The sequence below is a fragment of the Rossellomorea aquimaris genome (assembly GCF_008180865.1).
GTDB lineage: Bacteria > Bacillota > Bacilli > Bacillales > Bacillaceae_B > Rossellomorea > Rossellomorea yichunensis.
The window spans coordinates 584,003-606,120 of the sequence record NZ_VTEX01000002.1; the positions used below are offsets into that span (position 1 = coordinate 584,003).

Annotated in this window: 22 protein-coding genes; 6 read left to right on the forward strand and 16 right to left on the reverse strand. The window is 44.3% G+C overall.

Features of this window, described 5'->3' with window-relative positions; translation table 11 throughout:
* Nucleotides 1-205 precede the first annotated feature (205 nt).
* On the reverse strand, nt 206-1,963 hold the full coding sequence (gene dhaK, locus FZC88_RS10470; RefSeq protein WP_148994797.1) for a dihydroxyacetone kinase subunit DhaK: 1,758 nt from the start codon (nt 1,961-1,963) through the stop codon (nt 206-208).
* Nucleotides 1,964-2,498: 535 nt separating this feature from the next.
* On the opposite strand from dhaK, the gene FZC88_RS10475 reads away from it, so the two are divergent.
* From FZC88_RS10475 to FZC88_RS10490, 4 genes are read left to right on the forward strand one after another with little or no spacing between them, the layout of a single operon-like run.
* Entirely contained in the window at nt 2,499-4,253 is a 1,755-nt protein-coding gene (locus tag FZC88_RS10475; protein ID WP_148994798.1) for an alkaline phosphatase D family protein, read from the forward strand.
* A gap of 19 nt (nt 4,254-4,272) precedes the next feature.
* Nucleotides 4,273-5,037, forward strand: a complete 765-nt coding sequence (gene tatC, locus FZC88_RS10480) for a twin-arginine translocase subunit TatC (RefSeq protein WP_148994799.1) — start codon at nt 4,273-4,275, stop codon at nt 5,035-5,037.
* A complete protein-coding gene (locus tag FZC88_RS10485; RefSeq protein WP_148994800.1) occupies nt 5,034-6,467 on the forward strand; it encodes an alkaline phosphatase PhoX in 1,434 nt (477 codons plus the stop codon). The genes tatC and FZC88_RS10485 overlap by 4 nt, the downstream gene beginning before the upstream one ends.
* 21 nt (nt 6,468-6,488) lie before the next feature.
* Entirely contained in the window at nt 6,489-6,722 is a 234-nt protein-coding gene (locus tag FZC88_RS10490) for a twin-arginine translocase TatA/TatE family subunit (protein WP_148994801.1), read from the forward strand.
* Between the two features lie 318 nt (nt 6,723-7,040).
* Here the strand turns inward: FZC88_RS10490 and FZC88_RS10495 are convergent, their stop codons facing one another.
* The 13 genes from FZC88_RS10495 to FZC88_RS10550 form a co-directional block, all read right to left on the reverse strand.
* Nucleotides 7,041-7,295, reverse strand: a complete 255-nt coding sequence (locus FZC88_RS10495) for a hypothetical protein (RefSeq protein ID WP_148994803.1) — start codon at nt 7,293-7,295, stop codon at nt 7,041-7,043.
* A 147-nt stretch (nt 7,296-7,442) separates the two neighbouring features.
* A complete protein-coding gene (locus tag FZC88_RS10500) occupies nt 7,443-8,042 on the reverse strand; it encodes a hypothetical protein (protein ID WP_148994805.1) in 600 nt (199 codons plus the stop codon).
* Nucleotides 8,043-8,232: 190 nt separating this feature from the next.
* On the reverse strand, nt 8,233-8,841 hold the full coding sequence (locus tag FZC88_RS10505; RefSeq protein ID WP_148994807.1) for a hypothetical protein: 609 nt from the start codon (nt 8,839-8,841) through the stop codon (nt 8,233-8,235).
* A gap of 152 nt (nt 8,842-8,993) precedes the next feature.
* Nucleotides 8,994-9,626 carry a hypothetical protein gene (locus FZC88_RS10510; protein WP_148967588.1) on the reverse strand — a complete coding sequence of 211 codons (633 nt, stop codon included), beginning with the start codon at nt 9,624-9,626 and terminating at the stop codon, nt 8,994-8,996.
* 9 nt (nt 9,627-9,635) lie between these two features.
* The gene (locus FZC88_RS10515) at nt 9,636-11,471 is read right to left on the reverse strand and encodes a T7SS effector LXG polymorphic toxin (RefSeq protein ID WP_187443578.1); all 1,836 of its coding nucleotides are present in this window, start codon (nt 11,469-11,471) and stop codon (nt 9,636-9,638) included.
* Nucleotides 11,472-11,491: 20 nt separating this feature from the next.
* The gene (locus FZC88_RS10520) at nt 11,492-11,791 is read right to left on the reverse strand and encodes a DUF5344 family protein (protein WP_148994809.1); all 300 of its coding nucleotides are present in this window, start codon (nt 11,789-11,791) and stop codon (nt 11,492-11,494) included.
* Nucleotides 11,792-12,220, reverse strand: a complete 429-nt coding sequence (locus FZC88_RS10525) for a YwqH-like family protein (protein ID WP_148994811.1) — start codon at nt 12,218-12,220, stop codon at nt 11,792-11,794.
* Between the two features lie 302 nt (nt 12,221-12,522).
* A complete protein-coding gene (gene pbfA, locus FZC88_RS10530) occupies nt 12,523-13,878 on the reverse strand; it encodes a (R)-1-hydroxy-2-aminoethylphosphonate ammonia-lyase (RefSeq protein ID WP_148994813.1) in 1,356 nt (451 codons plus the stop codon).
* Nucleotides 13,853-14,683, reverse strand: a complete 831-nt coding sequence (gene phnX / locus FZC88_RS10535) for a phosphonoacetaldehyde hydrolase (RefSeq protein ID WP_148994815.1) — start codon at nt 14,681-14,683, stop codon at nt 13,853-13,855. Before phnX ends, pbfA begins: the two co-directional genes overlap by 26 nt.
* On the reverse strand, nt 14,680-15,774 hold the full coding sequence (phnW, locus tag FZC88_RS10540; RefSeq protein ID WP_148994817.1) for a 2-aminoethylphosphonate--pyruvate transaminase: 1,095 nt from the start codon (nt 15,772-15,774) through the stop codon (nt 14,680-14,682). Before phnW ends, phnX begins: the two co-directional genes overlap by 4 nt.
* 13 nt (nt 15,775-15,787) lie before the next feature.
* Nucleotides 15,788-16,780 carry an extracellular solute-binding protein gene (locus FZC88_RS24240; RefSeq protein ID WP_222928939.1) on the reverse strand — a complete coding sequence of 331 codons (993 nt, stop codon included), beginning with the start codon at nt 16,778-16,780 and terminating at the stop codon, nt 15,788-15,790.
* Nucleotides 16,781-16,849: 69 nt separating this feature from the next.
* Nucleotides 16,850-18,472: an ABC transporter permease subunit gene (locus FZC88_RS24245; protein WP_222928940.1), complete on the reverse strand. Its 1,623-nt coding sequence runs from the start codon at nt 18,470-18,472 to the stop codon at nt 16,850-16,852.
* Complete coding sequence (locus FZC88_RS10550; RefSeq protein WP_148994819.1) at nt 18,465-19,217, reverse strand: ABC transporter ATP-binding protein; 753 nt, start codon at nt 19,215-19,217, stop codon at nt 18,465-18,467. The genes FZC88_RS24245 and FZC88_RS10550 overlap by 8 nt, the downstream gene beginning before the upstream one ends.
* A gap of 220 nt (nt 19,218-19,437) precedes the next feature.
* Here FZC88_RS10550 and FZC88_RS10555 point away from each other — a divergent pair, with 220 nt between their 5' ends.
* Nucleotides 19,438-20,199: a DeoR/GlpR family DNA-binding transcription regulator gene (locus FZC88_RS10555; protein ID WP_148994820.1), complete on the forward strand. Its 762-nt coding sequence runs from the start codon at nt 19,438-19,440 to the stop codon at nt 20,197-20,199.
* 127 nt (nt 20,200-20,326) lie between these two features.
* Complete coding sequence (locus FZC88_RS10560) at nt 20,327-20,824, forward strand: DinB family protein (RefSeq protein ID WP_148994822.1); 498 nt, start codon at nt 20,327-20,329, stop codon at nt 20,822-20,824.
* A gap of 235 nt (nt 20,825-21,059) precedes the next feature.
* Here the strand turns inward: FZC88_RS10560 and paiA are convergent, their stop codons facing one another.
* Together paiA and FZC88_RS10570 are read right to left on the reverse strand one after the other, a co-directional pair.
* Nucleotides 21,060-21,578, reverse strand: a complete 519-nt coding sequence (paiA, locus tag FZC88_RS10565; RefSeq protein ID WP_148994823.1) for a spermidine/spermine N(1)-acetyltransferase — start codon at nt 21,576-21,578, stop codon at nt 21,060-21,062.
* 15 nt (nt 21,579-21,593) lie between these two features.
* Entirely contained in the window at nt 21,594-22,046 is a 453-nt protein-coding gene (locus FZC88_RS10570) for a MarR family winged helix-turn-helix transcriptional regulator (protein WP_148994824.1), read from the reverse strand.
* Between the last annotated feature and the right edge of the window lie 72 nt (nt 22,047-22,118).

Below are 22,118 nucleotides of genomic sequence, written 5' to 3' on the forward strand. Positions count from 1 at the left end.
AAAGCAATTGGGTTATTGCAGGCACCTTGGATATAGGCACCATCGTTTATATGTGCAAAAAACGACACAAATCAACATAAACTCCATGCCTGATTAACCCAATAATTTTCATTCAAAAGACTTAAAAGTATTGAAAAACATTATTGCTACTTCCGACGCACAAAAAAAAGAAGCAAGAGGACCGTCCCCTTGCTTCCTTCCATTTTTACTTCAAACTCCCCGAAAGCTCCGTAAAGATAACCCCCAGCGCATAGGCACCGGCATCCGGATGACCGAGGCTTCTTTCCCCTACGGTACCGGCACGTCCCATCCGGGCAACGATTTCCTTGGTTTTCTCGGCTCCTTCTACAGCGGCCGCTGCTCCTTTTTCAAAAGCAGTCTTGAAGTCATCACCGTTTGCGGCGCATTCTGACCAGGAATCCGCACAAGGAACGAGTGCATCCACGAGTGTTTTGTCGCCGACCTCTGCCCCTCTGCCGAAGGATCTTTCGCCTGTATCCTGGATTCCCTTCACGGCAGCCTGCAGCATATTAGCGAATTCTTCCACGGTCAGCTCCATTCGATCTTCTGCCGCTTTCCCTGCAGCCCGGAATGCAGATCCCCATATCGGACCGGAAGCACCACCGCAGTATTCCATGATAACCATGGAACTTGCGTCTAAAAAGCTGCCGATTGTGAGATTATCCTGACTCAGGATATCTTTCCACTCCCGTTTCAATTGCTTGAAGCCTTTGGAGACGCTCATTCCGAAATCTCCGTCCCCTGCATGTGAATCCAATTCACAGAAAGGTACTTCATTCTTAATAATGATGTCGCTCATTTTATCCACGAGGTAGATCACGTTATCAAGTGTTGCCTTATTATTCTTGATCACAGCATACTCTTCCGGCGTTTCCACCTCGAATGATACCGGCTTCGTTTCATCATCTTCCTCGAGGTCGATGTACTCCACACCCGGTACCGGTCCGTCCACTCTGAACGCAGGCGCAGTACTCTCGCTTGACAGCAATGTTTTCAACTCTTCGTCGAGCTTCATTACGGTCAGGGAAACGCCTTCCATATCGATGCTTGTCATGTAATTGCCGACAAACGCACGGTTAATCGCAATCTTTTTACCCGATAAGATTCTGGTAACGGCATGGTTGAAAAGATAGAGTTCTTGCAAGGGCGTACCCCCAAAGCCGTTTACTAGGATCGCGATTTCGGAAGAATCCCCATCTTCTATTTTCAGATCCTTCAGAAGGTCGCTCACCATACGCTGTGCCAATTCATCAGCGGACGCGATTTTTTCCCGTCTTGTCCCCGGCTCTCCGTGAATCCCGACGCCATATTCGATTTCATCATCATCCAATTTGAAAGTCGGAGATCCACTGGCTGGGACGGTACAGGATGTCAGTGCGAAGCCAATGCTGCGGACATTTTCAGCAGCCTTCTCTGCCACGGCTTTGACTTCCATCAAGTCCTTGCCTTCTTCAGCAGCCGCTCCGGCTATTTTATGTACCAACACGGTTCCTGCGACACCACGGCGCCCCACTGTATAAAGGCTGTCTTCCACGGCAATATCATCATCGACTTTGACATATTCCACAGGGATGCCATCCTCTAAAGCCAAGTGAGCCGCATTTTTAAAATTCATGATATCCCCGCTGTAATTCTTAATGACCAAGAGGGCTCCCTTTTTACCGGTTGTTGCTTTAATCGCCTGATAGACCTGGATCTGCGAAGGCGACGCAAACACATCACCACACACAGCAGCATCGAGCATCCCTTTCCCCACAAGTCCCGCATGTGCAGGCTCATGTCCGCTTCCCCCGCCACTGATCAAGGTTACCTTATTTTCATTTAAATCCTTTTTCTTCATGACCTTGTACTTTTTCATAAACTCGAGCTCCGGATGAGCCATAGCCATCCCATTGCACATTTCCACGACCAAATCTTCAGGTTTGTTCATGACTTTCTTCATTAATAACTCCTCCTCTAGCTTTTAGTTTCTCAAATTATCTCACTGCAAATGTTAAAACGAAAGCATATCATCTTATAGGACAAAATCTGCTACGGTCAATATTTCTTTCTCTATTCTATAACCGTTTTTGAGATGATTGAAAACAGGTTCCTTAGAGAATATACTTAATCACCATTCTTAGTTTTTTTCTTAAACCACTTTCATCTCACCCACAGAAGCAGAGTCGGAACCGTCCCCATGTAACCCCTTTGCATACCGAAAATCCATTTTTCCATTTACCATGCTATTTATTTTATTATGTAGTTTTCTTTTCACCCATGTTAAGAAAATTGGGGCTGACCTCCTACTAAAAATTGGTGAAATCTGCTGAATCTTCCCCACTTATTGAAATATTCAATTAATAAACATCCTTTTGTCCCGGGAATGACGACCCTCCTGTTCTATCCTCTGTTTACATTCATTTACAGTACCTTAAAAATGGTCTCCTATACTATGAACTGTTCGATTCAATAGATTCATGAAGGGAGACATCCGCATGACAAATGATAGATCGATGGAAAATTGGATTCAAAAACTGAATGAAGAGACCTTACATAAAGGGGTCGACCGTCGCAGCTTCCTCCAAGGGGCGGGGAAAGTCGCCGGCATTTCTTTAGGGATGGTGATGGCTCAATCGATGGGTGGTTTTTCTGTCTCTGCAGAAGAAGCCGGGTTGGAGGATTATCCGTTTTTACTCGGGGTAGCTTCTGGTGACCCGCTCCCGGATAGCGTCGTATTATGGACACGTTTAGCCACCGACCCCCTTAATGGCGGCGGCATGCCTGATCGGAACATTCCAGTGAAGTGGGAAATCGCGAAAGATGAACATTTCCGTCGTATTGTTCAGCGCGGTACGGAAGTTGCAAGTTCTGCCCTCGCTCACTCCGTTCATGCAGAAGTTGGGAACCTGGAAGCAGGTACGGTGTACTATTACCGGTTCAAAGTCGGGAAGGATTACAGTCCGATCGGGAAAACGAAAACCCTTCCTGCCCTGAATGCAGACGTCGCAAGCCTGACTTTCGCCTTTGCTTCCTGCCAGCAATATGAGCATGGCTATTATACTGCCTATAAGCACATGGCCAAAGAAGACCTTGATCTCGTTTTCCATCTTGGCGACTACATTTATGAATACGGTCCTGATGAGTATGTAGCAAGTACAGGAAACGTACGACACCATAAAGGTCCTGAAATCCGTTCGTTAGAGGACTACCGAAACCGTCATGCACAATACCGCTCAGACGCGGACCTGCAGGCTGCTCATGCGACTTTCCCTTGGGTTGTCACATGGGATGACCATGAAGTGGAAAACAACTATGCTGACATGATCCCGGAAAAAGGCCAGTCTGTGGAAGAGTTTGTGAACCGGCGTGTGGCTGCCTACCAAGCCTACTATGAACATATGCCGTTAAGAAGATCGTCGATGCCACATGGAGTGGACATGCAGCTCTACCGTCAGTTCTCATACGGGAACTTAGCGAATTTCATGGTGCTCGATTCCCGTCAGTATCGTTCAGATCAAGCGAATGGAGATAAAAGCTCTCCCCAGACGGCAGAATCCCTGGATCCTTCACGCACATTGCTGGGCGGCGAGCAGGAACAATGGATCCTTGATCATCTTGGCAAATCGACTGCCTCCTGGAATGTACTTGCCCAGCAAATCTTTTTTGCCAAAAGGAATTATGGTCCAAGCCCTGATCAACCTCGTTACAGCATGGATGGCTGGGATGGCTACACGCCTGCAAGGGAGCGCATCACGGAATTTGCCCGTAAAGAAAACATGGATAACTTGATTGTCCTGACAGGTGATGTACACGCGAACTGGGCTTCCAATCTCCTGGCAGACTTTGATGATCCGTCTTCCCACATGCTTGGAGCCGAGTTTGTCGGCACGTCGATCACATCAGGTGGAAACGGGGCAGACAAGCGCGCAGACACGGACCGCATTCTTGCCCAGAACGAACATATTAAATTTTTCAACGATTATCGCGGGTATGTCCGCTGTCATGTCACGCCGAACGAGTGGAGAGCAGATTATCGTGTGGTTCCATTCGTCTCGAGTCCCGGTGCAGATATTTCAACCAGAGCATCATTTGTTTACGAGAAAGATTCAGAAGGGCTGAAGGAAATATCAACGTCAACCGTTCCTCAAGGGAAACCAATGTCGACTGAGGTGGAAGAGGATCGTCATGAAGCGCACACCCGAGCCCATAAAAAACAAGCTCAAAAAGGCAAACACATGCAAATGAACTAGCACCAAGGAGGCTGAGGCCATGAAAAATCGCAACCAGCAGCTGATTGGACATTTGGAAGAGCTCAGGAGCCGGGCCATTAAAACCGTACTCGCCTTCATTGGTTTCCTTATAGTGGGGATGGCTTTTATGAAACCGATCTACGGGTGGCTGATCAGGGATTTAGACATGAAGCTTGCGATTCTCGGACCGAGTGAGATTCTTTGGGTGTATTTGATGATTGCCGCTGTCTTCTCACTGGCTGCAACCATTCCTGTCGCTGCCTACCAAATATGGCGGTTTGTCGCTCCGGGTCTGAGTCCGACAGAAAGAAAAGTCACCTTACGCTTCATACCAGCACTGTTCTTTTTGTTCATTTCCGGGATTGGGTTCGGTTACTTTTTACTTTTTCCCATCGTCCTGAATTTCTTGACCACCCTGTCAGCCAGCCAATTTGAAACGATGTTCACGGCGGAAAAATACTTCCGGTTTATGCTGCACCTTACTCTCCCTTTTGGATTGTTATTTGAAATGCCTTTAGTGATCGTCTTTCTGACGGTACTTGGCATTTTGGATCCAGCCAAATTGAAAAAATCAAGAAGGATCGCCTATTTTTTACTGATTGTCATTTCCGTGTTGATTACGCCGCCGGATTTCCTGTCGGATGTACTCGTCATCTTGCCGCTTCTTCTTTTATATGAAATCAGCATTACATGTTCAACGATCGCCTATAAGAAACGTGCTTCTCAATCGACGGAGTCACATGCAGGTCAAGAGAATTTAGTTCTAAGGAGTGAAAAAACGTGAATAAACACGATATGAACAGAAGAGACTTTCTGAAAGCAAGCGGGATCAGTACAGCTGCCCTTGCCCTCGGCAGCACTGGATTGATGTCTTTCGGTGGAAATAAAGCATTTGCCGGCACGTCGAAAAATAGTAAAGCAGCCGGCGGGTATGGGCCGCTTGTCAAGGACCCTGGCGGAGTGATGGATCTTCCCCGCGGTTTCCAGTACCGGATCATTTCAGAGGAAGGCGGGACATTATCCGATGGCAGACCCGTCCCAGCCAAGTTCGATGGGATGGCCGCCTATAGTGGTCCCCATAACTCCACCATCCTCGTGAGAAACCATGAATTGAGCGGAAATAGTCCATATCCCGTGATCGGGAAAAATCCTTACCGTCGTGAAGAGTCGGGCGGGACAACTTCCTTGGTGATCGGTCCTGACCGCCAAGTCATGAAGGAATATGTCTCTTCCTCCGGTACCATCCGTAACTGCGCAGGCGGAGCGACTCCATGGGGCACATGGCTCACATGTGAAGAAACGCTTGCAGAAGGTCATGGCTATGTGTTTGAAGTCGATCCACACAACCCAGAAAACAACATCTCAAAAACCCCGATCCGCGACATGGGTGCCTTTTCCCATGAAGCCACGGCCATTGACCCGGCAACAGGAATCGTCTATTTAACCGAAGACGCCGGTCCCAGTTACTTGTATCGCTTCCTTCCGAACGACCGCAGTCAAAGGGTCGGTGCCCTGCAAAAAGGCGGAAAGCTTCAAGCGGCAGCCTTCGAAGAGATGAGCCGAGACGAAACAAGCTCTTTCCATACCGGTCAGAAATTCGGGATTGTATGGAAGGATGTCAATCCAGAGAAACCGACCCTTGATGCAGGCAGACAAGGATGCATTGCCTTCAGCCGTCTCGAGGGGGCTTATTTTGAAGGCGGCGTGTTCTGGTTTGATGATACATCCGCCGGGGATAAAGATCTGGGCCGTGTTTACCGCTATATCCCGGCCACCAACACACTGGAGCTTTTCTATGAATCTACTGCGCAGAATGACCTTGAAATGCCTGATAATATTTGCATCACACCATGGGGAGACCTGTGGATCGCGGAAGACGGCGGTGGAGTCGATCGTGTCATCGGGATGACACCAGAAGGCGAAACGTACGTGTTCGCAGAAAATAAAGTGAACAATTCTGAGCTTGCAGGACCAACGTTCTCTACAGACGGCCGAACATTCTTCATCAATATTCAATCACCCGGCATGACCTTTGCGATCTGGGGACCATTCGCCAGAAAAAATGCATCCCGTAGAAGGCTGATGGGCCATGCTGCACCGCCGGCCGCCTACGCACCGAAAATTTCAGACACACTATCGGCCTTTGCCGAAGTCCAGGGAATGTCAGACCTAGAAGCAGCTGCATTCGCACGCCACGGCATGCCCATTCTATAAACATATCAGGAGGCGGAAATTATGCTAACCAATATCGGAATCCCAGGATTAATCCTTGTCCTAGTCATCGCGTTGATCATCTTCGGACCTTCCAAACTGCCAGAAATCGGACGTGCTTTCGGAAGCACATTAAAAGAATTCAAAAGTGCTACCAGCGATCTTATGAATGGAAACGATCAAGAGAAGACTACTTCTGCAGACGAAGGTCAACGACTGAAAGCCGTGGAAAAAGACAAACAACATACAGGCAGCTGATATTTATCATTAAAAAGCGTCCAGGGTTATTTACTCTGGACGTTTTTTGATAATGGAAATCCATTTCTTTACCTTTGACCGTTCTCCTCTTTTTCTTTCAAATAGTTTTCATATACCTCTTTTGCCTTATCCGTTTTCGGCATTTTCTTTAATATTTTATGGAGACGGTTCAGAAGCACGGTGACGGTTCTGATGCTTGATGCTTCCTATCAATGTAAAAAGAAGCACGAGATTTGTCCCCGAGCTCCCTTATCACCTAGTTACTTATTGTTTCTTTCAGCGGTAGTTAACTTAGCTTCTTATATTTCTCATATAAATCTAATAATTGTTTTCCAAGTTCACTATTAAATCCCCCGAGTCAGCAATAGTTCTTGGATATGACGGGATATGGATTTTGCCTCTAATCATTAGTTCGATATCTTGATAGAAACTTTCAAGTTGACTTATAGTCCCATCTTTACCTTGACCTAATTGGTGTGCTTTAATTTCACACTCTAGCTTCAATTTCACTTTTTCAGCTTCCTTTATAAAGTTTACGGTTTTATTAAGCTGTCTAGGTTCGTTATATACCATTGTTCTAAGCCTCCAATATATGGTTTACCCGTTTGAAGGTGCGGACCTGAAACGCGTGGAAGGTTCTGATGCTTTCTACCAATGTAAAAAGAAGCACAAGATCCGTCCCTGTGCATCACGTCCCATCAACCACTCCATAAATTTCCTTTACTTAATAAAGATCTCAATATCATCATCATCAAATTCATTTTCTAATACTCCATTTTCTATATATATCTTCTCAACTACTTTAAGTAGGTGAAGGGAATATGTCAGTTTGTACATTGCAAAAATACCCCTTTCGAAATTTAAGGGCATCGTAGAAAATCTAATCTTTTCTTTTTGATCAATATAACTTACTACCAGCTTACTATCTAGCACCTCGGCAACAATTGATTGAGGTCTCATTTTATTGAAACTATAACATTCCTCCCTAATGCCTAAAGAATCAAAGAACTTTTTCGTTTCTTCAAAGGTTCTCATATTTCTAATAGGATTATTTGGAAAATGAATTTTTTCAAAATAGAGTTTCTTCAACGTCTTTAAAAATTTAATTGCTGCCTCTTTATAATGGAATTTTTTTATTTTTTCTCTTTCAGGGGAAGGCCTATTTTCAAAGTTCATCTCTGAATAATACCATTCTTTATTACTAGCCTCTATTTGATTATAATTTTCATAGTATCCTGTTTGTTCTCTTATTGATGCATCATCTACAATTAGCTTAATACCTAATTCTTTACAAATATGTAGTAACTGTTTTGTATTCAAGGAAATCTTCCCTTCGTTACTCAATTATTTTCTCGATATACCCGTAGTCTAACAAATTTTCTACTGTTGCTTCTACCATATTTCCGTAGTCATCCATGAATCCCGTGGAGCACGGGGACGGTTCTGGTGCTTCCTCTTAATGTAAAAAGAAGCACGAGATCCGTCCCCGTGCTTCATATATTTGCATTCTTTACCCCAAAAGATATAATTCTTTTAGAGTTTCTATAAAATCAGGATCATTTTTCACTTCAGTCTTATTAATAGAATCATAAAATTGGCTTAGTTTAATAGAAAAATTGTATAGAACAATCGTAGCACTATTCAAGTTTCTAGATTCAGCTATATAAATCTTAGAGTCACTTTTACCTAAGAATAAAACATTATACCTATCATTTATGCTTTTTTCTAAAATTATCTTATTTGGCGTAAGTTTAAAAAACGCATAATATTGTTCATCTGAAAAAGTTCTTAAGGTCTTTTGAATATCATTTAATGATGCTGCACTTTCAATCTCATTCCGACCATTTGTATTATGTTTTCTCACTTCTAACTTACTTTTCGAAAAAAAATATAAGGCTATTACGGATTTATATTTATCTGAAAATACATCTACTTTGTATTCTTTTCCTCTAACAACTTCAAAAAGCTCATAATGATTATTTACTTCATTTAGAGTTAATTTAACAATAGTTTCAGGATATTCTTCTCCATTTACTGGTGCGACGCAAATAAGATCTTTTTCCTTTTTGACCACTTTAAATTCTGTTTCAATTAAATGATATATACCATTTATGTCCAAATTTCACACACCTCTATGCTTATTGCAAAAAAAAGCACGAGAACTGTTCCCGTGCTTTTTCTTCCTTTAATGCCTCAAGTGTTATTAGTTAAGTATTGTAAACTTTTTTCTATTCATCTAAATACTACTTTAAGTTTTATTTATAAAGATTTTTAAGTTAAGAATACACTAATGTCTTCATCGGTAATATTATTTCCCTCCCCATGTTCTATCAGTAGATCTTTAACTTCTTTATTAAATATATAAATCAGAAATAGTTTCTTAAAAGCAAAGAAAAGTGCTCTTTTCTTACTGATAGGTAAGGTAGAGCTGATAGTCTTCCCATCTTCACCTCTATACTTAACTATAAATTTATCATCTTCTGCATCTACTATTATTCTGTTAGTTTTTAAGATGGTGTCATTTAAAGAAAACAGAGTTGGGGGGATCCCTATTAGATATATGGCTTCATGAAACTTTCTTTCATTAAATTCCGGACCACCAATATCAAATTCCTCATGTTCCATCATAAACGGACGGATTCTTTTAGCAAAATAGAAGGCAGACAGCCTATTCATTAAAAAGTACACTGCTGCTTCCTTTTCTGATTTGAACAGTTTTATCACTTTTTCATTAGGAATTTCTTGTCTCTCTACCAACAGTAAGCCAAATTCCCACTCTTCCCTTACTTTTTTTAGATAGTGATAGTTTTCATAAGGGGGATTTATTTCAACTAACTTGTCAGGTTCTATTGTTATCTGCTTTCCTACCTTATTCATGATTTTTGCTGCAATGCTAATGTTCATCTCGTCACCTCACTGACTAATTTCACGTATATAGCCAAGTCTCTCCAAATTTTCAACTGTAGCTTCTACCATTTCTCCACTGTCTACGTCTAATACCTTTTGGTTACCAGTAAAAAATTGGGTCCCTCCTCCAGGTCTATCAAACCACGGAGCAATAATACCTGCTTCAACTTCAAAAGGTTCCAAAACTTTATATACGTGGTAAGGAGCACCATCACTGTGTAATGCTAAAGCCCTTTGCTCATAAGGTATACCTGCTGGGGATACAAAAGTACCATTCGGATGCCCATATCGATCAATCCGTTCACCTTCTTCAAGGACTTTTATTCCTGGCTCACCATCAAATCCATTATTGGGAGGCCAATTAATATCACCTGTTTCTTGGTTATAGTATTTAGGATTATCGAATGTTTCTTTGTATTTCAAGTACTGGTCATCGCTCGGTCTAAATCTCCAGCCTTCTAATCTGTTTCTATCTGCTTCATTAATTGATTTGGCTAAATTTTCATTAGTATGATCTGAATTTACTGTACCCTTATCACCAGTTCCTTGTTCTCTCCTATTAACCGTCCTCTCCACAGAAAACCGACTCCACCCAGGCTCTCCACCAACCAACATCCCATTATCAGCAACCATCATAGGCCGGTTATAAAGATCATTAATTCCTAATCGGATCTGATCCCATCTATGATTCAATGAAACTTTCGGAACGGTCTTAGGTGTAGGAGTTGATATGTTCGTGCCGCCTTTCACGTTGAGCCCTGGTTTAGCACCGCCGACAAGGAGTGCTGCCAGTCCGAAACTGTTCAACCAATGTTCCTTTGAGTAGGAATCATCTGGATTAACTGCTCCATTGAAAAGGTCCATTCCACCAATCGTCAGGTAGTTGATAAAGTCTGAGCCTGACTCGGTTGCTACTTCAGCGCGTTCCTTCAGACCACTCGCGAAGCCCTTGCCTACATCCAGTCCGCCAACCGTAATGTAGTTTCCAAAATCATAGATGGAGTCAAATTTGGTTTCATTTCTTTTCTCCATCCCGGCCCAGAGATCCTGTCCGATTTCTTTGAAACTGTTGAGGGATTCGGTGATGGGGTTTTCGTTGACTTCCTCTTCCGGGATCGGTTTAGGCTCTCTTGCCTGTTCTTGTGCTTCTTTGAATTTCAAGTAAGAGTCGGTCTGGGCAGTGATGTCGTCCGTTAGCTGATAGGCATCACTGGAATAATAGGCTGTCGCGTTGAAATAGAGCGGTGAGATGTGACTCCCTTGACTGGACGATTCCATTAACTGCCTCATTAGCCCTGCGAGTATTTGTTCGCTGACTTCTAAATGTTGATATTCCCTTTTTAATTCTTCATCAAATCGATTGACGGAGTCAAGTGTATCCTCTCGCTGCCTCCTCGCCTCTTCCATATGAGTATCGAATCGATCCCTTGAAAAGACATTCAGTGGATGGATGTCGCTTATGCGATTGAGGATTCTTTGGAGTTCCTGCTGCTGTGCAGCGATCATTTCACCCGAACGTCGCTCGCTTTGATGAAGATCTTCCTCCAGGAATGGAAGTTCCAGCGTTTCCCTGCCAAGGTTTCGCCCTTCTGCGTCACCTTGAATGCCATTGAAGAAAGCGATGTTACTTTCAGCAAGTTGAATCCAAATATCAACGACATTGATTTGAGCGCCGTAGAAGCCTTTAATGGCATCGGCACCCTTTCCCTGGAATTCATTGTCAAGTTCCACAATGGCTTGAAAAGAACTTTTAAGTGTAAGAAGTTGGTCTCTTAATGTCTCATATTCATGTTGACGTGATGACATTGCGTCGAGTAAAGTGGGAGCTTCATATACTTTCAATGGTCGCGTCTGCCTTTCTATCAGGATCTTATTATGGCTTCATCCTGTTGTTTTAAAGCTTCTACATTTGCTTTTGTATCTTCAATATTCTTTTCCACTGTGGCGATATATTCCTTCAATAACAGTTGAATGTTCTGTTCGCGCTGAATCCATGCATCCGTATAATTCAGCTTGTTCCGTCCCAACTGCTCCTGTGCTGGCGGCTTAAGCTGAAGCCGTTCCAGGGAGTTGATCACTTCATTAAGTTTCGCCATGACCGCAGTATGGTTGAGCTTTATTTGCTGCGCTGATCCACCGCCAGATCCCGGGATCGCATTCATTTAAAATAACCTCCCTTTCAAGTCACTGATTTTATGGGAAACCTGATCATAAAAATCTTCACCTTTGGAAAGTAAATATTCTGCATCATTGGCCAGGTTGCCATAGAAGCTAATAGCCCCTTGCTGCGCTTCCAATAAGTAAATCTTTGAATCTATGGAACTAACGTATTCGTGATAGTTTTCATGTCCTATTTGCCTCATCGCCTGAAGGGCAGAATCTCGTTCCTCATGATAATCTTCGGACCTCGGACCCATCCAATTTTTATGTAATTCCGGCTGCTGGATTTGCTTTATTTCATTTAGTAGTTGACTTTGTTCATTCAGAATGGCGCTTTTTGCTTCCCTCAACCGAGAAATCTTTTCTTGAATATCGCTCGATCGGGAATGGATCACACTCTGAATGTAGTTCAAGTCATTGTAGAGTCCCATATCGGCATCTCCCTTATAGATTGATCCGCTAAAACACCTGTTAAGTCCCAATAGCTACTGATATCGTACCACCCTTTTCTTCCTCATTCTATTTCGAAATGAGCCCATGACAAAAAAAGGAAAATATTCATCGTTCTTTTTTACCACTATTGACAACAAACAAAACCTCTCACCATACTAAATGTGACTTTATGACCAATCCCCTTGGCACACAGGCTCAAAAAGGGAACCACGGTACTTGTTCCCGTGGTCCCCTTTTTTGAAGCAAGAGAACCGTCATGCGTTCCCCTTGCTTCCTCAATCTATTTTCCTAAGGCAGTGAACGCCTCATCAACCAAACTTACCGCACACCACAGCTCCTCCTCCGTCACAACTAGCGGAGGATGCCACGTCAGACAATTCCCGCCTGAAACCTTAAACGACAAACCTCTTTCCAGGCAGTAGTATAAAACGCGCTCGGCTAAATCATCATGTCTTTCTTTTGTTCCCTTGTCTTTCACCAGTTCAATCGAAATCAAGAGTCCCGCGATCCGGATGTCTCCAATGCATTCATGGCGTTCTGCAAGCTTGTTCAGTTCGTCACGCATAAACGCAGAAAGTACCTGACAGCGTTCCCCAAGCTTATGATCATCGATATAGTCGATCGTAGCTAAGATGGCCGCGCTTCCGAGTGCCGGTTTTTCGTGTGTATAGTGTCCGAGGGAGATATCCCCGGCACAATCGTACTCCGTCTTGACAAGGACCGCAGCCTGGGGAATAATTCCTCCTCCCAGGCCTTTTCCCAATACAAGGATGTCCGGTTCGACGCCAAACTGCTGATGGACGTAGAACGTACCGCTCCGGTACAGGGCCGTTGGGATTTCATCAAAGATTAAGAGAATACCATTCTGATCACAGATCCTCCCCAGTCCTTCAAAATAGCTGCGCGGTGGAATATGCGTATCGGTGGCCCGGATTGGCTCCAGTAAGACCGCACCGATGTTCCCTTCGTTTTCGATCATGTATTCCAGATACCGAAGGCAAAAGGACGCGATCTCTTCAGGATCTTCACTGTTGATGAGATTCCGGTATCCATTATACGGAATCCCTTTCAGTACTCCCGGCATGAGGGGACCCATGTCTTTCTTGAACACATACTCGCCCCCGACGGAAATCGTATCAAGTCCTGCCCCGTGGAACGATTCCCACATGGAGATGACCTTGTGGCGGCCGGTCGCCTTGCGGGCAATTTTAAGAGCGAGTCCAACAGCCGCACTGCCTGAAGGAGTAAACAGGACCCGATAATCCTTTGACATCGTTTTGTTCACGAGAGCCTGAGCCGCTTGAATCGTGATGTCCGCAGTAAATCGCCTCGGAATGAATGGCAGTTCCTCTACCTGCTTTTTGACAGCCTCCACGACATACGGGTTTTTGTAGCCGACCTGATGAAGGCTGTTTCCGTGGAAGTCTAGATACTTCTTTCCATTCACATCCGTAATATAACAGCCTTCCGCATCCGACACCGCCTCGAGGCAGGGAGTCGACATCGATTGCTTTAGAAAAGACCGTTCATCCTCCTGAAGGAGCGTGGTACTTTGCTCGGATAACTGCTTATTCCACTGAGAACGTAAGGAACTCTTGTTTATATCTCCCTCACGCTTCAATTCGTTTAAGCTCATACGGCCTCTTTCCTTGTGCGATCTTTTCGTTGATTCTTTCAATCAGCTCCGGCAGCTCCTTCATCGTCCGGATCGTAAAGTCCGCGCCGTTCGTATAGAAAACCTGCTCCACTTTGGCTCGGATCTGGTCCTTCTCCGTCTCTGAAAGACTATCAAACTCCTCTTGAGTCAGTCCCATTTCTGAACTCCCTTCAATCACACCCACGGTCCAGACTCCTGCATTGACACCTTCTTTCATATCAGATACCGTGTCACCGACTTTGACGACCTTCCACGGTGCCGTCAATTGGAGAGCCTCCATGTTCCGGAAAATCATATAAGGGAACGGTCGGCCGAAGGAATTTGTGTCGTCCGCCGTGATATAGAAATCCGGTCGATACCCTTTCTTCTCTGCATGCGGCACGACGATTTCCATCATGGAACCAGTATAGCCCGTTGTGGAACCAATCTTCAGCCCCAAATTTCTGAGGTTTTCCACTGTGTCAATGACATGTGGAATCGGATCCGTATAGTCCTCGAGAGTCATTAAAAGAGTCGTTTCAAAGGTCGAATGAAGAGCTTCTACATCCTCTTCCCCAAAAGGTCGACCGTACACTTCCTCCCACAGACCGGAAATTCTCGGCATGCTCAGCATCTCCCTGATATGATCGATCTTCAGCATTCCCATCGGTGCACGTGCCTCTTCCATGGTCACTACGATGCCAACCTGTTTGAAGATATCCATAAACACCTTGACAGGGGCAAAACATCCATAGTCTACAGTCGTTCCTGCCCAGTCAAAAATGACAGCTTCTAGTCTATTCATTCCGTCTCATCTCCCATGTATACTGCGATAACGTCGCAAAGTTTTTGAATATCGTCTTCATAGATTTCCCCGATGTTGCCGATACGGAAGGTATTTACTTCCGTCAGCTTCCCGGGATAGATCACATAGCCTCTTTCTTTTACGTACGTGTAGAAGTCCTCGAAATTAAATGCGTCCGTCGGGTATATAAACGATGTGATGATCGGCGACTGAAGCTCGTCTGCAATATAGGATTCAAAGCCGATCCCGTTTAGTTTTTCTCTTAAAACTCTATTATTCGTTTGGTACCGATCGAACCTCGCGGAAACACCGCCTTCCTCCAGCAGTTCATCGATCGCTTGTGAAAAGGCTGCAACGACGTGGGTCGGTGATGTGAATCTCCATTTGCCGTCCACGTCCATCCCTTTCCACTGATCGTATAAATCGAGTGACAGACTTTTGCTGTTTCCTGCGCAGGCCATCAGCTTATCCCGTCTCGCAATGATGAAACCGAAGCCGGGAACGCCTTGGATGCATTTATTCGCCGAGCTGATTATGTAGTCAATCTCAAGCTCCGGTACGTTGATTGGAATCCCCCCGAAGCTGCTCATGGCATCAATGATGAGGGTTTTCCCATATTGCTTGGATACATCAGATATCATCTCTAATGGATTCAGGATCCCGGTCGTCGTTTCACAATGGACCATTACGATATGGGTAATGTCACGATCTGACTCTAGTATTCTTCTAATCTCATCTTCCTTCGGGACTTCATCATACTCCACACTGTACTGGCTGAATGTCATGCCAATCGCCTCAGCCATTTTGACAATCCGCTCCCCGTAAGCACCATTGGTGATCAGGAGGGGCTTATCCTCTTTAGAAATGGCGCTCATCATGACGGACTCCACCGCAAATGTGCCGCTTCCCTGCATGAGGACAACCGTGTAGTCCTCGTTTGAACATCCGCCCAGTTCAAGCAGCTGCTGCCGTATTTTTTGAGTGATCGTCTTATAGTCTTGATCCCATGTGCAGCGGTCAACAAGCATTTTTTCTTTGACCGTGCCCGATGTCGTTAAAGGACCCGGTGTTAACAACTTATATGCGTTCATAGGTTCCCCCTCCTTATTTGGCAGATTTAAAGAATTCCTGATGTTCTTTCAATAGATCAACGGTCAACGGCTCAGAAAATGTTTTCGAATGTGCCGGTTTATTACTCTCAGATACGGTCTCACCTTCATAAAGCGCCACCGGGTAGGACTCAATCAACGCTTCCCGTCCGTCTTCAATAATGACCTTTGCCATTTCCTGCGCAAGCTCCGTGGTCGCTTCATCCTTTTTCACGACCGCTACCGATTCAGTTAACGAGAAGTTCCCTTCTGTCGGGTCGACAAAGTCGATCGGCTCTCCATTTTCCTTAGCGGCCACTGCCTGGTGACGGAGTCCGAATCCAACGGCGACCTCGCCTGCCTGCACCTTCTTGATGGGTCCGGAGCCTGAGCTTTCAAGATGCGGCCCGACATTCGAAATCAATTGTTTTAGAATCTCTTTCCCTTCCTCTTCACCATATTCACTCATGATTGATTGAACGAGGAGCCAGCCTGTAGAAGAATCCATAATGTTCGGGATCGATACGAGATCTTGATATTCCGGCTTCACTAAATCCTTGATGGACGTTGGCATCTCTAAGCCCTTTTGTTTCAGGATTTCCGTGTTGACAAAAATGGAACCAGTATTCGATAGAATCGGAGTATAGTAGGCTGGATTCTGATCCAATGCCTTCGGTTCGAACGTTAAATCAGCAAACATGTCATACTTTTTCTGAGCACTTTCAATATAGTAGGAACTCATCGTAATCAAATCAGCATCCGTTTTATCTCCCTCTACTAAAAGCTTTCCGCCTAATTCAGATGTTCCGAGGGATTGAAGGACATATTTCCCTTCATAGCCTGCGCCCTTCAATGCGGTTTCCATCGCTTCCACCGCTTCATCATCCCCATTCGTTGCGATCACCACTTTTTCTTCTTCTCCTGATGCTGAACTGCCGCATGCTGCCAGCGTTGCAACACATAATACCACCATTAAATGTAGAAACCCTCTTTTCATTTTGCTTAGCATGTTCATTTCTCCCTTTGAGTAGATTTTTTATTTTCAAGGCTTGCGACCACTATCATGGGCCGCCACCTTTCAAAACGTTTGAAGTGATGCTCTTTTTTGCCAAAAGCCCAAAAGCAGCTTGACGATCAGATTGGTTCCGAAAATAAGCAGGGACAGAACGAAAATCTCGTTAAACTTGGCAAAGTGCTGAAGCTGCTGGATTTTACTCGAGACCAATGACGTTTCGGCCGTAATCAGAAAGATGATTCCGCTGATGGTGACCATCGAGTTGATGAAATAGTAGCCCGCCATCTCAAGAATGGTCGTGGCTGAGTTCGGAATGATGACCCGGCGCACGGTTTTGAACCAGCTGTCCCCGAGGAGCTCCCCCGTCGTTTCCCAGCCTGGATTCATCTTCGACAGAGAATGCTTCGCCATCAAATAAGGGGTCGTGAAAAAATGAATCAAATTACAGAAGATCAATATCGCAAAGGTGCCTTTAAAGCTTGTCCCATTGAATAGAAGCAGATAAGACAGTCCCAGCACCATCCCGGGAACCGTATTCGTCACCATCGCAATCCAGTCCATGACGGATTTCCCCTTCACAGCTGTCCTTCCATTGATCAGGGCCGCTCCATAGGCGACAATGGTTCCTAAGATCGCCGTCAGTACGGAAACGTAAAGAGAATTCTTATAGACTCCCGTCAAATCATTGGAGCTGAACGTATCGATGATATGCTCCAAGGTAAACGTATTATTGAACGGATACTGCTTCAGGAACGGAGCAATGAACATAATCGCAAACGTCGCGACCATTCCTGATAAAATAAGAAAGGACAGTGATCCGAGTACTGTGTCCCTCCACCGGTTTCGCATCAGTTCCGTGTCCGTCACCTTGTCATAATGAAAATTCAATTTCTCCAAATAGTGAAGGAGCAATATCCCCAAGACAGCCGGCAGCAGCATCAGTACGGCGATCACGGCCCCCTGATTGAAATCCGGTATCGCTCCGAGCATCACCTGATACAACAGGGTCGCGACCACCGTATACGTTCCGCCGATGGAGGCGGGAATCCCGAAGTCTGTAAAGCTGAGAATGAACGAAAGGACAAAGGCCCCTCCAAGCGTCCCCCACAGCGGGCGGATAATCGTGTTCATAAAGCTTCGAAGTGTACTGTCCCCCATCAGCTTTGAGACGATGATGAATTTCTTGTCAATGTACTGAAATGAATTATGAATGACGAGAAACGCCGGCGGTAAAGTGTAGATCACATAACCGATAAGCAGCCCGTTAAAGCCATACATATTAAAGAGCGGTGAGCCAAACAGCTTCGAAAACAGCCCCTGATTTCCGAAGGAGTACATAATGGCAAACCCGTATGTAATCGTAGGAAGCAGCATGGGCAGGAGTATACCTGTCTTCAATACACCCTTGAAGGTGGGATGTATTCTCGTTGCATTGATTGAGTAGGCCATTACAAATGCCAGGACCGTTGTGATCAATGCAGTTACAGCCGATACTTTAAAGCTGTTCCCGATCGCGGTTAATATGTCCTTATTGGATAAGGCATCGAGATACGTCGAGAACGTGAAACCCTGACCACTTTCCAGGGACTTCATCAGTAAGACCATGAGAGGCAGCACCAAAAAGATTAGAAACAGTCCTACTGCCGCGTAAAAGATGATCCTCATTTCCGATTTCACTTTAATCATGGCTATCACCAAACAGGGCATAAATATTGTTTCGCTTAATTTGTAATTGCTTTAGTATGAACTCCCGGACGAACTCATCCTCTGGCTGTTGGATAATTTCCGTGGGCGTTCCAAACTGGGCGACCTTTCCTTCATTAATAATGAGAATTTTATCGGAAAGCGTCAGTGCTTCCTCGGGATCATGGGTGACGATGATCGTCGTGAGCCCCAATTCTTTCGCGATCGACTTGATCCGGTCCTTGATGGACTCCTTGATCACGCCATCCAGTGCACTAAGCGGTTCATCCAGTAACAGCACTTTCGGCCTGGTCACCAATGTCCGTGCAAGTGCGACTCGTTGTTTCTGACCGCCTGACAACTCTCCGATCCGTTTTTCCAGATGTGGCTTCAGCTCCAGGAAGTCAATGTATTCCTCCAATTCTGCCTCTGATATTTTCGTTTTCTGATTTTTAAGGCCGTACACGATATTTTGATACGCGTTCAAATTAGGAAATAACGCATAATCCTGAAAGACGATATTGAATCCGCGCTTTTTCATGGAAACATGTGAAACGTCCTGCCCGCTGAAGAGAATTCGTCCACCATCCATATTGGTCAGTCCGAGGATGATGTTGAGCAGCGTCGTTTTCCCACTCCCGCTCGGACCCAGAAGCGAAACGATTTCCCCTTGTTTAATGTCAATCGTGATATCCTCTAACACGACTTTTTTATCGAATTGTTTGCGAACTCCATGTAATGTAAGCAAACGCGTCACCTCCTTAATCACACCCTCAGTATAAAAACTCTCTGTAAACAGACGTCACTTTTTGTGTAAACGTTATGTAAAAGTTGCACATATCTTACCTAACTTTTAATTAACTTTTGCATATATTAACAGAGATGTTTTCATATTTTTACAAGATCATCATTGAAAGATTCCACCAGTACCCTTAGACTACAAGTAACAATAATGAATGGGTGAGGTTATGTTTCCACTTGAAAGACGTCAAAGAATCATTGACTTATTAAAAGAGAAGAAGGTACTAAAGCACGCAGAACTTACGGAAGAGTTAGGCATATCCATTGATACACTTAGGAGAGACTTAAACATCCTTTCTGACAATAATGAGATCGAGAAGATTTATGGAGGGATCAAATTAGTCGAAACTGACACAGGGGAATCCGCGATGGCTGATCGAATGGTCAGCCACCTGGAAGAAAAGGAAAACATCGCGCGACTATGCAATGAACAGATTCAAGAGGGAGATTGCATTTACATCGACAGCGGCTCCACGACCTACCAATTGGCAAAAGCCATCAAGAATAGAAAAAATCTGACCGTCGTGACCAATTCTCTGCCTGTCATCACGGAACTCATCAACAGTGAAGTCGAACTTATCATCATCGGGGGCAAAATCAGAAGACACGAAAGCTCGGTGGTCGCCTATGATTATATTTTTAATTTCGATGAGTTGAACATTGTCAAAGCCTTTATTTGTGCGAGCGGAATCACCACTGGGCGAGGCATATCGGATTATAACCTTGAAGAAGCCGTCACAAGGAAAAAAATCATCGAGATCTCGAAAGAAGTCTATGTGGCAGCAGACCACACAAAATTCGGCAAGGAAGTCACCGTCCGGATCGCCCCACTTGAAAAGATCGAGTATATTGTCACCGATCAGCATGTCAGCCCTCAGTGGATTGGGGAATTCAGCACTTGTGAGACGAAGTTACTCATTGCTGAGTAATTTAAAAACCGCGACTGGCCAGGCCGTCGCGGTTTGTCATTAGGGAAGAAACGTCAGCCCTTAAAAGAAGCACAATGATCACTTCACATGCTACAATGATGTTGATTACATTAAGGAGGGAATTACCATGTTCACAACAGTAAGTAGTTTCGTACAAGAATGGAAACAAGAAGCCGCCGTTACCCAAAAGGTCCTGGATGCACTGACGGATGAGTCATTGAAACATGAAGTTGCACCTGACTTGTACAGCATCGGAAGCGTCGCCTGGCATATCACGGGATCCGTTTATTACTTCCCGGCCCAGCTTGGTATCACCTTTGAAGTGCCGGATCTTCGAAAAGAAGCACCTGCATCTGCCTCAGAAATCAGTGAAACGTATAGAACGGTAAGTACTCGTCTTGCTGAAGCCGTTTCTGAACAGGTTTCAGATGAGAAAATGAACGAAGTGGTGAACCTGTTCGGGATGGATATGCCGGTGCAAGCCGTATTCCGTCTGCTTATTCAGCACCAGGCTCATCACCGTGGTCAATTGACGACTCTTATGAGACAGGCTGATTTGAATGTTCCCGGCGTGTATGGTCCGAGTAAGGAAGAATGGGAAGCGATGAATGCACAGAAGAGTTAATTTGAGTGAGGACAACCGGCGGTTGCCGGTTGTTTTTTTGTTTAATAGAAAGACATAGCATCTTCCAGCGCAATAACCGTATTCTCCTTGTTTTTAAGTAGCGATAAATGTGTGGAAATCGTCCTTCCATTTTATTGATTAATAAGTGCCGCCGGTGTTCTCTGATCCCGTAAGCCACCGGTTCATCTGTGACTTTAAAGTCGTTTGGAATATAGCGATCCACCTTTTAACAATATTATAAGAGTGTTTTGGTCATGATCAGATCCGTTTGCTCTTCATCCCCCATATAAAAAGAGTGCGCTCCCGTTTGAACAAACCCCATTTTCTTATAAAAGGCAATGGCGTTTTCATTCTTTTCCCAGACGCCAAGCCAGATTTTCTTTAGGTGATGTTCCCTGGCCATTTCAATCGCTTTATGCAGAAGATATTTGCCAAGACCATGTTTTTGAAAAGTATTCTTTATATAAATCCTCTCGATTTCGAGTGATTCATCCCCCATTTCTTCAGACTGTGCCTCATCAGTATTCACTTTTAAATAACCGGCGGCTTCATGATGAGCGTACACAAAAAAGAAGTGTGAGGAATGAGTGGATAATTCCTTTTCCACTTGTTTTAAGTTAAAAGCCTTTTCCAAATAGCTCTCCATATTTTCCGGTGTATTCTGATGCTTAAAGGTCTCATTAAATGTGTCATAACTAATTTCTTGAAGGGTGCGTGCATCTTCAAGGGTACATTTTTTTAACATGATCGTCATAAGCGGCTCCTCTCTTCAATACTTTCTCTTATTTCCTTTTTTAACATATTCCCAGTCCTTTTCGACATTTGCCCTTACTCTTTGAAGAAGATTTAAAATCATTTCCTCTTCACTATCGGAAAACCCCTCTAATGCCATAAGATCGGAATGATCATTTTCCCTTTTTATAAAGGGATAGACCGTCTCCCCTTTCTCTGTTGGAAAAAGCTTTTTAATTTTTTTGTTCTGATTGTCTTCTTTCTTTTCAATAAAACCATTGATTTCAAGTTTTTTTATGGCACGAGATGCTGTTGTCCGGTCCACTTTTATCATCTCAGCAACCTTTTCTTGAATGATCCCCGGGTTTTCACAAATACGCACAAGGTACAAATACTGCCCTTTTGTCAGGTCATATTCCTTAAATTCTATATTACTGATCGAATCCAGCGCCCTTGCAATCATTCCAATTTCACGAAGAATCCCTTTCATAATGAACTCCTTATTTTTAGTAAATAATATATTTTAAATCTATCCTAACTTTATTGCATTTGCAACAAAAAA

Excerpts from the sequence above, each read along its gene's own strand:
- dhaK (WP_148994797.1), bottom strand. The coding sequence starts at position 1,963 with ATGAAGAAAGTCATGAACAAACCTGAAGATTTGGTCGTGGAAATGTGC.
- FZC88_RS10475 (WP_148994798.1), top strand. The coding sequence starts at position 2,499 with ATGACAAATGATAGATCGATGGAAAATTGGATTCAAAAACTGAATGAA.
- tatC (WP_148994799.1), top strand. The coding sequence starts at position 4,273 with ATGAAAAATCGCAACCAGCAGCTGATTGGACATTTGGAAGAGCTCAGG.
- FZC88_RS10490 (WP_148994801.1), top strand. The coding sequence starts at position 6,489 with ATGCTAACCAATATCGGAATCCCAGGATTAATCCTTGTCCTAGTCATC.
- FZC88_RS10495 (WP_148994803.1), bottom strand. The coding sequence starts at position 7,295 with ATGGTATATAACGAACCTAGACAGCTTAATAAAACCGTAAACTTTATA.
- FZC88_RS10510 (WP_148967588.1), bottom strand. The coding sequence starts at position 9,626 with ATGAACATTAGCATTGCAGCAAAAATCATGAATAAGGTAGGAAAGCAG.
- FZC88_RS10520 (WP_148994809.1), bottom strand. The coding sequence starts at position 11,791 with ATGAATGCGATCCCGGGATCTGGCGGTGGATCAGCGCAGCAAATAAAG.
- FZC88_RS10525 (WP_148994811.1), bottom strand. The coding sequence starts at position 12,220 with ATGGGACTCTACAATGACTTGAACTACATTCAGAGTGTGATCCATTCC.
- pbfA (WP_148994813.1), bottom strand. The coding sequence starts at position 13,878 with ATGAGCTTAAACGAATTGAAGCGTGAGGGAGATATAAACAAGAGTTCC.
- phnX (WP_148994815.1), bottom strand. The coding sequence starts at position 14,683 with ATGAATAGACTAGAAGCTGTCATTTTTGACTGGGCAGGAACGACTGTA.
- phnW (WP_148994817.1), bottom strand. The coding sequence starts at position 15,774 with ATGAACGCATATAAGTTGTTAACACCGGGTCCTTTAACGACATCGGGC.
- FZC88_RS24240 (WP_222928939.1), bottom strand. The coding sequence starts at position 16,780 with ATGCTAAGCAAAATGAAAAGAGGGTTTCTACATTTAATGGTGGTATTA.
- FZC88_RS24245 (WP_222928940.1), bottom strand. The coding sequence starts at position 18,472 with ATGATTAAAGTGAAATCGGAAATGAGGATCATCTTTTACGCGGCAGTA.
- FZC88_RS10555 (WP_148994820.1), top strand. The coding sequence starts at position 19,438 with ATGTTTCCACTTGAAAGACGTCAAAGAATCATTGACTTATTAAAAGAG.
- FZC88_RS10560 (WP_148994822.1), top strand. The coding sequence starts at position 20,327 with ATGTTCACAACAGTAAGTAGTTTCGTACAAGAATGGAAACAAGAAGCC.
- paiA (WP_148994823.1), bottom strand. The coding sequence starts at position 21,578 with ATGACGATCATGTTAAAAAAATGTACCCTTGAAGATGCACGCACCCTT.
- FZC88_RS10570 (WP_148994824.1), bottom strand. The coding sequence starts at position 22,046 with ATGAAAGGGATTCTTCGTGAAATTGGAATGATTGCAAGGGCGCTGGAT.